The 13,436-nt window shown below is 68.9% G+C and carries 11 protein-coding genes and 1 pseudogene; 4 read left to right on the top strand and 8 right to left on the bottom strand.

The window, feature by feature from the left end:
* Positions 1-122: 122 nt before the first annotated feature.
* The 3 genes from BMW85_RS42815 to BMW85_RS51690 are packed head-to-tail and all read right to left on the bottom strand — an operon-like array spanning position 123 to position 2,163.
* Entirely contained in the window at positions 123-1,343 is a 1,221-nt protein-coding gene (locus BMW85_RS42815) for an RNA-guided endonuclease InsQ/TnpB family protein (protein ID WP_091093121.1), read from the bottom strand.
* Positions 1,340-1,909 (bottom strand): IS607 family transposase, encoded by a 570-nt coding sequence (locus tag BMW85_RS42810; protein ID WP_091091846.1) that lies wholly within the window; start codon positions 1,907-1,909, stop codon positions 1,340-1,342. Before BMW85_RS42810 ends, BMW85_RS42815 begins: the two co-directional genes overlap by 4 nt.
* Positions 1,906-2,163, bottom strand: coding sequence for a zinc ribbon domain-containing protein (locus BMW85_RS51690; protein WP_245775402.1), 258 nt, complete (start codon positions 2,161-2,163; stop codon positions 1,906-1,908). The genes BMW85_RS42810 and BMW85_RS51690 overlap by 4 nt, the downstream gene beginning before the upstream one ends.
* Here BMW85_RS51690 and BMW85_RS51685 point away from each other — a divergent pair.
* Positions 2,144-2,344, top strand: a complete 201-nt coding sequence (locus BMW85_RS51685) for a helix-turn-helix domain-containing protein (RefSeq protein ID WP_245775404.1) — start codon at positions 2,144-2,146, stop codon at positions 2,342-2,344. The genes BMW85_RS51690 and BMW85_RS51685 overlap by 20 nt on opposite strands.
* 119 nt (positions 2,345-2,463) lie before the next feature.
* On the opposite strand, the gene BMW85_RS42800 is transcribed toward BMW85_RS51685, so the two are convergent.
* A complete protein-coding gene (locus BMW85_RS42800) occupies positions 2,464-3,033 on the bottom strand; it encodes a TetR/AcrR family transcriptional regulator (protein WP_218156181.1) in 570 nt (189 codons plus the stop codon).
* Positions 3,034-3,164: 131 nt separating this feature from the next.
* On the opposite strand from BMW85_RS42800, the gene BMW85_RS42795 reads away from it, so the two are divergent.
* Positions 3,165-4,667, top strand: coding sequence for an aldehyde dehydrogenase family protein (locus tag BMW85_RS42795; protein ID WP_091093118.1), 1,503 nt, complete (start codon positions 3,165-3,167; stop codon positions 4,665-4,667).
* Positions 4,668-4,718: 51 nt separating this feature from the next.
* Here BMW85_RS42795 and BMW85_RS42790 read toward each other — a convergent pair whose 3' ends face one another.
* Genes BMW85_RS42790 through BMW85_RS42780 form a run of 3 tightly spaced genes read right to left on the bottom strand, consistent with a single transcriptional unit; the run spans position 4,719 to position 7,877 of the window.
* Entirely contained in the window at positions 4,719-6,314 is a 1,596-nt protein-coding gene (locus BMW85_RS42790) for an ABC transporter permease (RefSeq protein ID WP_091093116.1), read from the bottom strand.
* Entirely contained in the window at positions 6,311-7,234 is a 924-nt protein-coding gene (locus tag BMW85_RS42785) for an ABC transporter ATP-binding protein (RefSeq protein WP_177241168.1), read from the bottom strand. Before BMW85_RS42785 ends, BMW85_RS42790 begins: the two co-directional genes overlap by 4 nt.
* Positions 7,227-7,877, bottom strand: coding sequence for a TetR/AcrR family transcriptional regulator (locus tag BMW85_RS42780; protein ID WP_091093113.1), 651 nt, complete (start codon positions 7,875-7,877; stop codon positions 7,227-7,229). Before BMW85_RS42780 ends, BMW85_RS42785 begins: the two co-directional genes overlap by 8 nt.
* 261 nt (positions 7,878-8,138) lie before the next feature.
* Here BMW85_RS42780 and BMW85_RS42775 point away from each other — a divergent pair, with 261 nt between their 5' ends.
* The gene (locus BMW85_RS42775) at positions 8,139-12,500 is read left to right on the top strand and encodes a hypothetical protein (protein WP_143082601.1); all 4,362 of its coding nucleotides are present in this window, start codon (positions 8,139-8,141) and stop codon (positions 12,498-12,500) included.
* A gap of 15 nt (positions 12,501-12,515) precedes the next feature.
* Positions 12,516-13,157: a hypothetical protein gene (locus BMW85_RS42770; protein ID WP_091093110.1), complete on the top strand. Its 642-nt coding sequence runs from the start codon at positions 12,516-12,518 to the stop codon at positions 13,155-13,157.
* 11 nt (positions 13,158-13,168) lie between these two features.
* Here the strand turns inward: BMW85_RS42770 and BMW85_RS52715 are convergent.
* Positions 13,169-13,396 (bottom strand): annotated as a pseudogene (locus tag BMW85_RS52715) (hypothetical protein); the annotation flags it as partial.
* Between the last annotated feature and the right edge of the window lie 40 nt (positions 13,397-13,436).

Below are 13,436 nucleotides of genomic sequence, written 5' to 3'. Positions count from 1 at the left end.
CCGTTCGGAGAATCTCAGTGATCCTCTTGCCTGATTCTCTGGCATCTGCCTCGATTGCTCGAGGTCTTACGTCGCCTCCACAGGCGTTTAGCGTCTCCAAGGAACTGCCCGGCGACGTGGAACTAGGCTGCTTGCTGCTCGAGCGTCATCGCGTTAAGCAGGTTGCGGGCGGCGTTGACGTCACGGTCGTGCTCGCTTCTGCACCCGCACGTCCACACCCGGTCGGCGAGTGTGAGATCTCGGTTGATCGCCCCACACCCGCCGCAGAGCCTCGAGGACGGGAACCAGCGGTCGGCCGCCCACACGCTCGAGTCGTACCACCGCGCCTTGTACTCGAGCTGACGGAAGAACTCGCCGAAACCGAGATCGGAGATCGGGCGGGCGAGTCTCCTGTTCGTGACCATTCCGGCGACGTTCAAGGTCTCGACGGCGATGGCCCGCTTGGATCTCGCGAGCATCGTCGTCGTCTTGTGCAGGAAGTCGGCCCTCCGGTTTGCCACCTCAAGGTGAACCTTGGCCAGACGCTGGACAGCCTTGGCCCGGTTGCTCGAGCCGAGCCGTTTCCTCGAGACCGCCTTGCCCGCCCTGCGGAGCTTCCTCAGGGCAGCCTTGAGCGGCTTCGGGGCGTGGATCTCGGTCACCACGCCGTCGTCGTCCACGATGGTGGCGAACGTCTTCACCCCGACATCGATCCCACACGCGGGCGCATCACTCGAGACCGCTCGCCGCTCGTTGATGTCGGTCCGGTCGATCTCGAGTTGGAACGACACCCACCAGCGGCCCGCCTGCTCACGAACGGTGGAGCCGATCACCCTGGCCCGTCCATCCGGGATGCGGTCGGTCAGCCACGACATGTCCTCGAACGTGCTTACCTTCCCCACGCCGGGCAGGGCGACGACTCGAGCAGACAGCGGGCGGGCGCGGTCGGCGTCGTAGCGGAACCTCGAGCCATGCTTGCGCTTCCTCCAGTCAGGGAAGCCGACCTTCCGCCCCTTCCGCGTCCCCGACCTGGAGTCGAAGAAGTTCTTGAACCCGGCCGCACGGACCCGGCACGCCTCCTTCGGCACCCTCGAGGACAAGCCCTCTTCGGTGAACCACCGATAGCGGTCGCGGTGCTCCAGACGCCACAGCCGCTCCAGCGCCGGGGCGGACCACGGGACCGGCGTCAGGTCCGAGTCGGCAATTCCGTACGTCTTCTCCGCCTCACGCTGCTCGAGCGCAGCTTTGACCTTCTCGAGGCAGAAGTTCTCCACCACCCGCGACAGTCCAGCGTGCTGCCCGAGCCGGGCGCGCTGCTCGAGCGTTGGAGCCAGTTCCACGCGGAAGCCCTGCCGGTCGGTCATGCCGCGTCCCGCGCCGCGCGCAGAGCCGCCTTCGCGCGGCGTGAGGCCGAACGCCGCCCGTACAGGCGGGCGCAGAACGAGGTGAGGATCTCGGTCATGTCCCGCACCAGATCGTCATCGACTTCGGCGTCATCGATCACGACGATGCGCCGCCCGCTCGCCTGGAGCGCGGCCGACAGATGCTCGAGACCGAACCGGGTCAGCCGGTCGCGGTGCTCGACCACGATCGTGGTGACCTGCGGATCACGCAGCAGGCGGGCCAGCTTCGGCCGTCTGCCGTTCAGACCGGAGCCGATTTCGCTCACCACTTCGGCAACGGTCAGCCCCATTCCGGTGGCAGCTGTGACGACTCGGCCTGCCTGCCGCTCGAGGTCTGTCTTCTGGTCGGCGCTCGAGACCCGGCAGTACGCCACCGTCCGACCATCCCGTTCGGACGGTTGCTCGAGCACCAGGTACCGGCCGGTAGCGGTCTTGACGATCGGGACCGGCATTTTCCCGTCTCGTGCCCACTGCCAGGCGGTCTGGTAGTGCACGCCATTCCGCCGCGCCCACTCGGAAAGCTTCACACACAGATGATCCCGCATGAAGACTGAAGAACACTGATGATTTCGCTAACAGCTAACAGCCCCGCCTGAAGGTGGGGGTTCTTGGCCGCGTTGACGTCGGCGTGCGCCTGGTGCCCGCAGGCGACGCAGCGGAATCGAGATTGTCTCTCTCTCGACTCGGCTGCGCGGTGCCGGCAGGCGTTGCAGGTCTGCGACGTGTGACGCGGGTTGATCTTCTGGACGCGGCCGGGAGCCTTGTGCTCCAGCCGTTGCACGAGCCGGCCCCACCCGGCGGCGAGGACGCCCCGGTTCAGCCCGGCCTTCTGGCGGACGTTACGGCCCGGCGCTTCGCGCGTCCCCCTGGCCGACACGCTGAGCACGGTCAAGACGCACGTCAGCAGCCTGCTGCTGAAGCTCGACGCCCGCGCCAGGGTCCATCTGGTCATCGCCGCCTAAGAGGCGAACCTCGTCCAGAGCCCTTAGCGTCGGGCTTTCACGAGCCGGCCTCCCCGGGACTTCATCGAGCGTGCGGCGGCGCAGGTGAGCGCGGGGTCTTACGGGGAGACGGACGCCGATCAAGTGGCGTGCGGACTCGGGCGCAGACCGTCGAGCAGGACGCGGATCAGGGCGCCGGGGAAGTCCGGGTCGTTGTCGATGCCGGCGAGCGCGACGAGGCCGTCGAGGATCTGTCCGAGAGAGACGTCGTCGCGTACTTCTCCGCTGCGTTGCGCGGCGCGGAAAAGGGGTTCGCCGGCCGCGATCGTACGGGAGCGGCTGGCGCGGAGGATGGGGGTGCCATGGGCGGATTCGGAGAGGAGGACGGAGGCGAGAGGTCCTTTGCGGGCGCCGATGGCGTGGAAGCGCATGAGCCAGGCGAAGAAGGCCTCGCCAGGCGTGTCGCCACTGACGGATTCGGCGGCTTGGCACATGTCGTCGACGGTGTGACGGAAGAGTTCCTCAACCAGGTCGAGTCTGCTGGGGAAGTTGCGGTAGAGCGTGGCCATGCCGACGCCGGCGCGTCGGGCGATCTCGGCCATCGACGGTGCGGCACCGGGTTCGGCGAAGGCCTCGCGGGCGACCGCGATGATCTTCGACCGGTTGCGCTCGGCATCGGCACGCCGGGCAGGGGCGGGCTCAGCGCTCACGGCGGATGCTTCCTTCCTTCGGCGTCCGAACCTCATCGTACCGGATACCCTTCTCACTTCCTCTTGCAAACGGATAGGCTATCCGTTACGTTAACCGGATAGGCAATCCGTTTAGGACGAGAGGAACAACCATGACCGCACCTGTGAGCGTCCCGCCCGTCGCCGACACCGCCCGCCGTGACATCCCCGCGTTCGTACGGGACGGGGAGCGGATGATGTGGATCGGCGGCCGACAGGTCGCCGCAGTCTCCGGACGAACGCTGCCGAACACCGACCCGGCCACCGAGGAGGCGCTGGCCAGCGTGCCGCGTGGCGAGGCAGCCGACGTCGACGCCGCGGTCCACGCCGCGCGCGCGGCGTTCACCGACCCCGCCTGGGCGGAGATGAGCCCCGACCGGCGCGGCCGGATCCTGAACCAGATCGCCGACGTCATCGAGGAGCACGCCGACGAACTGGCCACCATCGACTCGGTCAACATGGGCGCACCCCGCATGCTGACCGCACACATGCTGGCCGAGGCGAGTGAGATCTTCCGCTACTACGCGGGCTGGCCTACCAAGCTGTCCGGCGTGAGCGTTCCCGCGGGCAAGGACCGCATGGCCTACACCCGCAAGGAGCCCCTCGGCGTCGTCGGCATCATCTGGGGCTGGAACGGCCCGATGGGCCAACTGCCCAGCAAGCTCGCCCCGGCCCTGGCCGCCGGCAACACCGTCGTGCTCAAGCCGGCCGAGACCGCCTCGCTGAGCACGCTGCGCCTGGCCGAGCTGCTGGCCGGCACCGACCTGCCGGCCGGTGTCGTGAACGTCGTCACCGGCCTGGGCGCCGAGGCGGGCCAGGCGCTGGTCGCGCACCCCGGTGTCGCGAAGATCGCTTTCACCGGGTCGACCGCGACCGGCAAGCTGGTCCAGCGCCAGGCCACCGACACACTCAAGCGCGTAACGCTCGAACTGGGCGGCAAGTCGCCGTCGGTCGTCTTCGCCGACGCCGACCTCGACGTCGCGGTCCGCGGCGTGGCGGCCGGCTTCCTGGGCAACGCGGGACAGGCCTGCGTCGCCGCGTCACGGGTGTTCGTCGAGGAGAGCATCCGCGAGGAGTTCGTCGAGAGGTTGCTGAAGACGATGGAGGCATTCGCCCCGGGCGACCCGCTCACCCAGGGCACGCTGGTGGGACCGCTCTCCACCAAGGCGCAGTTCGACCGCGTCAGCTCCTACCTCGACATCGCCCGCGAGGAGGGCGCGAACGTGGTGACCGGCGGCGGGCGCTTCGGCGACCACGGATACTTCTTCGCCCCCACCCTCCTCGACGACGTCCGCCCCGACATGCGCGTCGTACGCGAGGAGATCTTCGGCCCCGTCGGCGTGATCACCACCTTCACCGACATCGACGACGCCATCGCCCAGGCCAACGACACCGACTACGGACTGGCCGCCTCCGTGTGGACCACCAACCTCACCACCGCACACCGCATGGCCGCGGCCATCGAGGCCGGCACCGTCTGGATCAACACCTGGGCCGAGATGAGCACCGGCAACCTCCCCTTCGGCGGTTACAAGCAGTCCGGCCTGGGCCGCGAAGGCGGCCTGGAAGGACTCGACACCTACACCCAGGTCAAGACCGTCCGCATCGCGCTGTGACCCGGCGCCCACCCGACGCGAGAGCCGGGCCCTCGGCCTCGCGGGCCGAGGTCAGCCGAAGTCGCGTCGGCGCAGGGACAGCAGGCCGCCGGCGAGGAGGAGGGCGGTGACCGCGGTGAGCGCGAGGGCCGGGCGGGCGTCGTACGGCGCCCCGGTCATCGCGTTCGCCACGTAGTGGAACGGCTCCACGGGGAAACCGCCGAAGAAGCCGTAGAAGGGGGTGATGACCTGGCCCAGCGCGCAGGTCAGGACCCAGGCCAGCCAGGAGATCGCCACGCCGGCCCGCGGCACCAGCCCGTACGCGAGCAGGCACACCGCCCCCACGCTCCACGCCGCCGGGACGGTCGTCAGCGCCCCCAGGACGAAGCGGGGCAGATCGACGGCGAGGTCGCCGACGAGCAGCGAGAACACCGTGCCGAAGACCAGACCGGCGACGGCCATCAGCGCGGCTGTGCCGAGCCCGGTCACGAGCAGGTGCCCGCACGCCCAGCGCAGCCGGGTCAGCGGGGTGGCCAGCACCGCCTCCCCGCGGCCCGAGACCTCCTCCGCCCGGAGCCGGATGACCATGAGCACCGGGTAGAGCGCGACGGCGTACGCCATGATCATGATGAGGTACCAGACGTACGCGGCGAGTGACGGCGACCGCATGCCGATCATGGTGGTGATGGTGTCGAGCATGACGCTCGGCCGCGTGAGCAGGTCGTTCGTCAACGGGGACAGCCCGCCCGCGGCCCCCGCGAAGACCCCGACCCCCACCGCCCACTTCAGGAGCAGGCCGCGGTGCAGCCGCCAGGCCAGGCTGACCGGGCCACGCAGCTCCGGAGCCGAGGCCGGGCCCGGCCGCTCGGTCAGCACCCCGGCCCCGAGGTCGCGGCGGTCGAGCAGCCGGAACGCGAGCGCGTACAGCGCCGCGCCCACCACGAACACGACACCGACCAGCCACCACCGCTCGCCTTGGTACGGCTGCACGAGGTGACTCCAGCCGATCGGGGACAGGTATTTCAGCCAGGGCTGTCCCATGGCGTCCCCGGCGAAGCGCATCGCGTAGGCGAGGCCGAGCACGGACACGGCGATCGTGGTGGCCGTGCGGGCGCCGGCGGCGAGCTGGGCGGCGACCGCGGCGACGCCGCCGAACAGCCAGCCCGCGAGCGCGATGGCGGCGCCGTACGCGATCGATCCGATCGGCGGAAGCCCGACCGTGATCAGCGCGGCCGCGGTCAGCGCACCGGCGAGCAGGCTGATGCCCGCCGCCACCAGCACGGCGGCGGCCAGCGGGGCGCGACGGCTCACGACGGCGGCGCGGACCAGCTCGGTCCTGCCCGCGTCCTCCTCCCTGCGGGTGTGCCGGATGACCGACATCAGGGCGGCGAACGCGCCGGCCACGTACAGGAAGCCGCCGCTGCGCCACGTCGCCAGCACTTCGAGCCGGGGTTCCACCTGGCCGCCGCCGATCGCGTGGAGGAAGGGCGTCCTGGTGATGATGCCGAGGTAGGTGAGCTTCAGCTCCTGGGTGGCCATGTAGCGGTTGATGTAGGCCACCATGACCAGGCTCATGCTCACGATCAGCAGGATCCACCAGGGGGCGATGGCGCGTTCGCGGCGCAGCGCCAGGCGGGCCAGGTGGCCGGTGCCGGTGAACGGGTTCATGCGGTCGCTCCCGCGCGTCGCCCGTCGGTCCTGCCGGTGCGGTCGTAGTGCCGGAGGAACAGCTCCTCCAGGGTGGGGGGCCGGCTGACGAGGGCGCGTACTCCGGCGCCGGTGAGGTGGCGCAGCACGGCGTCCAGGTCGGCGTTGTCGACGTCGAACCACACCCGGCTGCCCTCGGCGCGCAGGTCGTGCACCCCGGGCAGGCCGGCCAGCCTCTCCGCCGGCGCCGCCAGGTCGGCCTGGATGGAGGTGCGGGTGAGATGGCGCAGACCGGCCAGGGAGCCGCTTTCGACCGTACGGCCGTCCTTGATGATGGTCACCCGGTCGCACAGCGCTTCGACCTCGGCCAGGATGTGGCTGGACAGCAGCACCGTACGGTCCCCGCGGCGCTGCTCCTCCCGGACGGTGTCGCGGAAGACCTCCTCCATCAGGGGGTCCAGGCCGGAGGTGGGCTCGTCGAGGATGAGCAGCTCGGCGTCGCAGGCCAGCGCGGCGATCAGGGCGACCTTCTGCCGGTTGCCCTTGGAGTAGGCGCGGCACTTCTTGCGTGGGTCCAGGTCGAAGCGCTCCAGCAGCTCGGCGCGGCGCCGTCCGTCGAGCCCGCCGCGCAGCCGTCCGAGCAGGTCGATCACCTCGCCGCCGGACAACTGGGGCCACAGCGTGACATCTCCGGGTACGTACGCCAGCCTGCGGTGCAGCTCCGCCACGTCGGCCCACGGATCGCCGCCGAGCAGCCTGGCGGCGCCCGCGTCGGCGCGAAGCATGCCGAGCAGGATCCGGATCGTGGTGCTCTTGCCCGCGCCGTTCGGCCCCAGGAAGCCGTGCACCTCGCCGGCGCCCACGACGAGGTCGAGGCCGTCCAGCGCGCGGGTGGAGCCGAACGTCTTGACCAAGCCTGCGACGGATATCGCGTCACTCATCGGGATGCTCCTTGGTCGAACGGGTCCTGTCCAGGGCGTCGCGGTAGGCGGCGGCCTCCTCCGGGCTGAGCCAGGGGTGGGAGTAGAGGTCGAGCAGGGTCAGGGCGAGCAGGTGGGAGCCCTCCTGGCCGGACACGTCGGCGCCCAGCCCCCGGGACACGTGCTCGTGGAGGATCGCGACGGCCAGGGCCATCGCCGTGCCCACCGTCGCCCTGGCCTTGCGGTCGGCGAGGGGCGGGTCGGAGCGGCGCTCGTCGAGCCCCGCGAGCCACTGCTCGCTCATCTGGACCATCGCGTCGAACACCGGCTCGGCCCGTCCCTCGGTCAGGGCGCGCGCCAGGTATCGCTGGTAAGGCCCGAGGGCCGCCATGGAGGCCGCGACGTGGTTCACGCCGTTCATGCCGGCGGCGGCCTGCTCGTTGATCCTGCTGATCAGCTTGACCAGGTGGGCGTCGCACGCCTCGCGCAACGCCTGCTTGGACCCGAAGTGATGGCGCAGCAGCCCCGGGGAGACGCCCGCGGTCTCGGCGATCGCCCGGGTCGTCGCCCGGTCGAAGCCCTGCTCCCCGAAATGCCGCAAGGCCGCATCTCTGATCCGCGCGCGGGCGGTCAGGTCCTCGGCGTCGGGTCCTGGTGTCGTCACTGCCCAGAGCTCCTATCCACGCGCATAGTTTGTTGCTCAACTGAACAGGCTACTATGCAACCGCATAAGAAGTCTGCAGCGCGAGAGTGAAGGGGACCTTTCGGGAGGCGGCCGAAGTGCTTCTGGCCGATCTGGGGCGCCGCGACAACCACCGGCCGCCGAGCCTCGAAGATCTCTAGCGGCCTGACCTTCTGTAATGCGGCAGGGCCCGGCGCGGATGTACGGGCATGGAACGTCCGTCGCCGTGGGAGGGATGCCGGCGTGACAGATCTACGCGTGGTGGCTCTTGAACGCTCTTCGCCGGGGGAAGAGGGCACCGACTTCGGCTCGGGCTACCTGGTCGCTGACCGGCTCATCCTCACCGCGGCCCACGTCGCCGGGTCAGAAGGGGAAACCCTGGAGGCGCGCCTGGGCCCCCACCGTGTCACCGGTACGGTGATCTGGCGTGCTCACGGCGACGGCGACGGCTCGTCGCCGGACGCCGCGCTCATCGAGATCGACGACCCCGCCTACCGCCCTATCGGCCTGCCTCCGGTCCGCTGGGGCTGGATCGTCAGCCGTGGCCCTGCTGTGCGCTGCAGCGCCACCGGCTACCCCGACGCCCTGGTGCAGCCCGATGGTGTCGCGGAACCGGAGCAGGTGCCTGCCGAGATCATGCCGCTCACCCGCGGCTCGGGAGGGCTGGTCGACGTTGTGCCGACGACCTGGCCCGAATCCGCACCGGGCGAGGGCACCCTGTGGTCAGGCATGTCCGGAGCGGCCGTTCTGTCCGATGCCGACTCATTGGTGATCGCGATCATTGTCGAGGTCGCCGACAACTACGGTGACCGCCGCCTCACAGCACTGTCCATCGCCTCCCTGCGCCACGACCGCTCCTTCACCGAGATCGTCGAACGGCACACCGGCCATCCGTTCCACCTGGAGCCCGTGGAACTCGAGGAGACCCTGCGCCCCTGGCGTCGATTCACCCGGCCGCAGTCGCCGATCGCCCTGCTCCGCCCCGAATACGAGGTCGTGCCCTTCTACGGTCGTGCGCAGGCTCTCGGCCGCCTCGTCGCCTGGTGCGAATCAGACGAGCACGTCAGCGGCTTACTGATCCACGCGCCGGGTGGCACGGGAAAGACCCGGCTGGCCCGCCAGCTTGCCCAGACCATGTACAGCAACGGCTGGGTCGTCGGGGAACTCTCCGATGCGGCGACCACCCTTGCCCCGTTCAGCCGGCTCGCTCATCCTGTTCTCCTGCTCATCGACTACGCCGAGTCCCGCACGGAGGCCGCGGCAGCACTTCTGCGACACGTCGCAGAACACCCCGGGCAACATCCCGTACGAGTCCTGATGCTGGCCCGCTCAGCCGGACCGTGGTGGGAACAGATCCTGAACGATGAGACCGTGGCCGGCGTGCTGTCGCACCCGCCGCAGGAGCTCAGCGGCCTCGAATTCGCCCCCGGCTCCGGTGAACTGCTCACCATGGTGGCCGGCGCATTCGACACCGCCCTGCGTCAAGTGCCCGGCTACGAGAGCCGCAGGCACCAGACACCCGCGTTCAAACTGCCATGGATCCTGCAGCCGCAGACCGCATACCTCCCGCTGAACGTGCACATCGCCGTCCTCGCCAGCGTCCTCGACGATGAGCAGGAAGGCAGCGAGACACCGACGTCCCCCGCACAGACTCTGCTGAGACACGAGAAGAAGTATTGGAACCGGCTGGCCGCCGAACGATCCCTCGGACATCAGGAGACACGGGACGTCGCGCTGGTCTTCGGCCTGCTGTGCGGTGCCCACAATCGTCAGCGTGCGGCAAGGACGATCGGGCTGCTTCCGGGATTCCGGTCCGACGTCGCCGAGGAAGCCAGGCGTTCCATCGCCCACTGGATCGCGGCCTTGTATCCGCCCGCCGACCCACGGGCGGAATATTGGGGTCAGCTGGCCCCCGACTGGCTGTTCGAGTACCTACTGGCCGCCACCGTTGCGGCAGAACCAGAGATGCTCGACAACCTCGCGAGCACCAGCGACGACGGGTCGCTGACTCACCTGACCGGGGCGCAGCTCTACCGCGCGACCACCGTTCTCACGGCCGCCGCCGCCCATGCCGGCGAGAACATCCAGCCCATAAGGTTCAAGCTGATGGAACTGGTCGCCATCCACAACCACGTGTTCTTGCCCTTCGCCTGTCTGGTCAGCATGCAGACGCCGTATCCCGAGCCGCTTCTGACGGCTCTGAGGGTCGTCATCGGCCACCCCTCCGCACAACTGTCGAGCCTGTACTCCATCCGTAGCCACATGCAGCCGGCGGGAGGAGTCCTGTCCGACCTCGGCCTGCTGGTGCAGGAGCGGATCGTCTCGATGTGGAGGGACTCCCCTGAAGGTGACGACGCCGAACGGCACCTCGCGCGCGAGCTCACCACACTCAGCAGCTATCTCGGGCGAGCCGGGCGCATCGACGAAGCTGTCTTGGCCAGCGGTGAGTCGGCCGCGATCCACCGGCGCAGGGGAGGCGGGGACACTGACATCGAGGAGTTCGTCATCGCTCTGACGAACCACGCGACGAACCTGACCAGCGTGGGAAACCATACGGAGTCGTACCAGATCTGCCAGGAAGTCGTCCATCTCCTGGACCATTCGGATCTTCCCCGCGAGGATCGCCGACGGCTCCTGGTCGGATCCCTGAACAACATCTGTCTCTACCACGAGAGGAACGGCGAGTTCGCACAAGCCTGCGAAGCGGTGACGCGCGCTGTCGCCCTCCAGCGAGAGGAACTCGCCTGCGAGGAGAAGGCACACCTCTTCCCCGAGGAAACCCTCGCGCAGCTGCTCATCAATCAGTTCAACTGCCTCGAACACCTTGGACGCACCAGCGAGGCGCTCGCAGCCGCGCAAGAGTGCACCGACATCTGGCGCGGTCTCTACCACGACCAGCCCGGCACATATGCCGACCCCTTCCAGGCCCAGGCGACACGACTGGCGCGCATGCTTCAAACCGAAGGCCAGCATGCCAAGGCCGCGTCGCTCTATGGCGAAGCCGCCCAAGCCCTGACCTGGTTGTCGGTCCGAGACTCGAAAAACTTGCTCTCCCTGGGCGTCACCCTCATGTTCCAGGCCCAGGAACTCAGCCACGCCGGTGCACCGTTCGCCTCCGTGGTCCATCTGCTGGAACGCGCGTGCGCGGCCCTGGGCACCGTGTTCCGTCAGGACCCGCAGAGCGTGGTGAACCGTTATCTCGAAGCCCTCAAGACCTTCATCCAAGGAGCGCAACTCGTTGCCGAGGACATCGACATCAAGCCCTACATGGCGGAGGTCGCCAACGTTTACGACTACGTCCTGTCTCTATGGGAGAGCGCAGGGCGGATCCCTGATGATGTCATGACCGTGCCCAACTTCGCGATGTACGTGTCCTGGGCGATCGAAGACGGCGATTTCACGACCGCGATCGAGCTGTGCGAACGAGTCGAGGCTCTCTCCTCGGACACCGTCGACGCCGACGCCCACCTGGACCAGAAGGTCCTCCATGCCACGCTCATGATGTTGCGAGCCAAGGCCCTGGCCCGCCGGGGAGACGTCCCCGAAGCAGTGGACATCGCGAAGGACGCCGCGGCCCGGCTGGCCGATTGCGCCACACCGGAGAACTACTGGCCGGCCTTCGTCGCGGCCGAGGGCCTGTGGGACGTGGCGCGGCACGCCTCCGCCGTCGACGCGCCTCGGGCAGCCATCGCCCTGAGCCAGGCGGGTGCCGCCATCGCACTCCGGTACGTGGCGGTCGTTCCCGACGTCATGACCCCCGTCCTCGACAACAATCTGGCCCTTCGCGCTCAGACCCACGCAGGACTCGGCGAGCACGATGTGGCCGCGGCATTGCTCGAAGAGATCCTGGGGCACGTCAGAGAACTCTCCGACCGGGAGACGGAGCAGAACGACGATCCGCTGGTCACCTTCGACATCCGCCGAACGCCCACAGGACCGAGTGGCGTCGAGAGCCTCGATCAGGTCCTGTCCCTGTACATCACGGAACTGCGCGAGCTCGGCCGCGATGAGGAACTTCTCGCGGCCATGGCGGAGCTGGTGGAGCTCAGACGACGTCTCTGTGAAGCGGACGGGCAACCCGGTCAGACCCTGTCCTACGCCTGGATCGCGCGGATCTACGCCCAGACTCTGGTCGACGGCGGTCGGCCGGAGGACGCCGCGGCCCATTCCAGGGCTGTGGTGGCGGCTCTGAAGGACCTGCCGGTGACGGACGAGGGCTCTCAGAAGCTACGGGCGATGATCCTTCACGAGAGCGCGATCGTGCTGTCCCGTGCGGAAGCCGCCGACGAGGCCCTGATCGCGCTCTCCATCTGCATGGAGATCTACCGGACCGACCCGCACACCTCCCCCAAGGACATGGCGTCCACGCTGGATCACCTGTCGATAGTGCTGAGCGAGACAGGACGATTGGAGGAGTCGTGCGCCGCGGGCGAGCAGGCACTCACCATGTGGCGACGTCTCGCCGCGCAGGACGCGGACGAGCTCGTGAGCCTCGGCTACTCCCTCCATAATCAGGCCCTGATCCGGGGAAGGGCGGGCAGGGAAGACGAATCGCGCGCACTGCGCGCCGAACTGGAAGCACTGCTGGCCGAGCACGGCGAATGACGCGATGATGACCAGATGTCATGGTTCCAGATGTCGCAAGCACAAGCCGTGATTCTCGCCGCCACCGTGGGAGCCACCGGCGCCATCATCGGTGGTGCCATCGCCTCCCTCCTCACCCAACTGCTGAGCGGACGCGCCCAGCGGCGTCGCCAGTGGGACGAGATTCGTCACACCGCCTACGCGCGTGTGACCGAGACCTTCCACACCGCCCTGGGCCTCTATGACGTCACCGGGCGGTTGCGGGCCGACCGCATGACCGAGCGCCGCGCCGCCGACGACCTGTTGGCCGCCTACTCTCGCGCCGCGCTCCTGTCGCGAACCGACAGCACGATGGCGGCGCTGGAGCACCTGCACGACGTGGCACAGGACCTCTGGGACCGCCCCTCCCGGCCCTGGCCGGAGATCGACGGGCAATGCCGTCACGCCGAGCGGGCCTTTCGCAGGGCCGCCAGGGCCGAGCTGGGCCTGCCGACGCGGCGTGGCCTGCCCGAACCCGCACTCCTGCCAACGGCACAGGCGCCTCACCCGGCCGAGCTCGGCCGGGTCTCGGCCGCACCCTTGTCAGGAGCTGGGGCGGACGACGCCGACCCGGGCTCGGAGAAGGCCAAGGACAGCTTCACCGAGAACGTGCCATCCGCTGGCGACGAGCACAAATAGGCCCCTTCCCCCGGCGTGAACGCGACGTTGAACCCCACTTCAAGGCCCCCGACACGCAAGGGAACCGTGGGCGTGTCCTTCAGCGCCCGTGTCACGGTGGCCAGCACCGACTGGATGGCGGCGCGCAGGTCGTCCTCATGGTCGGACAGGTCAGCAGAACCATGGCGCCGTGCAGAGATCTGCCTTCCGTCCCCAGACGGCGGCTGCCGTGTCTCGACTCGCACCTTCGCATCGGACATGCAGGCACCCTCTTCTCTCGATGACCGACCCCCGCGACAC

Source organism: Nonomuraea wenchangensis (assembly GCF_900111685.1).
In the GTDB taxonomy this organism is placed as follows: domain Bacteria; phylum Actinomycetota; class Actinomycetes; order Streptosporangiales; family Streptosporangiaceae; genus Nonomuraea; species Nonomuraea wenchangensis.
This window is presented reverse-complemented; position numbering and strand designations above follow the sequence as displayed.

What these genes read in the sequence shown, in the direction of transcription:
- BMW85_RS42815 (WP_091093121.1), bottom strand. Translation starts at nt 1,343, where the DNA reads ATGACCGACCGGCAGGGCTTCCGCGTGGAACTGGCTCCAACGCTCGAG.
- BMW85_RS42790 (WP_091093116.1), bottom strand. Translation starts at nt 6,314, where the DNA reads ATGAACCCGTTCACCGGCACCGGCCACCTGGCCCGCCTGGCGCTGCGC.
- BMW85_RS42785 (WP_177241168.1), bottom strand. Translation starts at nt 7,234, where the DNA reads ATGAGTGACGCGATATCCGTCGCAGGCTTGGTCAAGACGTTCGGCTCC.
- BMW85_RS42770 (WP_091093110.1), top strand. Translation starts at nt 12,516, where the DNA reads ATGTCATGGTTCCAGATGTCGCAAGCACAAGCCGTGATTCTCGCCGCC.
- BMW85_RS42795 (WP_091093118.1), top strand. Translation starts at nt 3,165, where the DNA reads ATGACCGCACCTGTGAGCGTCCCGCCCGTCGCCGACACCGCCCGCCGT.